This window comes from Blautia sp. HCP3S3_C4 (genome assembly GCF_052064095.1).
Classification (GTDB): Bacteria; Bacillota; Clostridia; order Lachnospirales; family Lachnospiraceae; genus Blautia_A.
The window spans coordinates 1-872 of the sequence record NZ_JBQHWF010000049.1 but is presented as its reverse complement, the minus strand read 5'-3'; the positions used below and the strand labels follow the sequence as shown (position 1 = coordinate 872).

The window sequence follows — 872 nt, the reverse complement described above, 5'->3', positions numbered from 1 at the left end:
GGCTCTTCCGCAATTATCCGTTTTGGCTCTTTTAGCATGATCAGATATATAGTATAATGTTTGTATTAGGATGTATGAGGAGAATTATTTATGGCAAAGTCTAATAATACATTATGCTTAGATAAATTTTACCCGGAAAAGGATTTGATGATAACAGATATTGATCAGCAAAGTGATAAAATTATAATTCAGATGAAATCAACTTCAAGCAGCTGTAAATGTCCAAAGTGTAATCGTATAACACAAAAATATCATGGAACATATACTCGTAAAGTACAGGATTTACCTATTTTAGGAAAAAATGTTCAACTTGAAATTTGTTCACATGAGTATGCATGTTTGAATGACGAATGTGAGGTTGTTTCTATTGCTGAGACTTTTGATGGATTCCTTAATAATTATAGTCGTATGACAGAAAGATGTGCTGATTTTATCTGTACATTGGCTCTTGAAACCAGTTGTGAAGGCTGTGCCCGTGTTTGCCACACATTAGGGATAAAAACTAGTGGTGATACCGTAATACGATTACTTTTAAAAAGATATGAATCTCTTCCCCAACCGGAAGTTAGTGATGTAATAGGTGTGGATGATTTTGCATATAAAAAGCGCCATACATATGGGACTATCATAGTAAATGAAAAAACGCACGAGCCTATAACATTGTTGAATGGAAGAAATGGGGATACATTGCGGGAATGGCTTAAGAATAATAAAAATGTTAAAGTGGTTACAAGAGATAGGGCAAGTGCATATGCGAAAGTAATATCAGAAGAATTACCCGATGCAATGCAGGTGGCAGACCGATTTCATTTACATCAGAACCTACTGGAAACAATAAAAAAAGCTCTGAATCAAGAAATCCCTGCAACAAT

General features: G+C 34.5%; 1 protein-coding gene. It reads left to right on the top strand.

Features of this window, described 5'->3' with window-relative positions:
• Positions 1-90: 90 nt before the first annotated feature.
• A partial coding sequence (locus tag ACTNC6_RS16120; protein ID WP_441044653.1) for an ISL3 family transposase occupies positions 91-872 on the top strand: 782 nt, incomplete at its 3' end.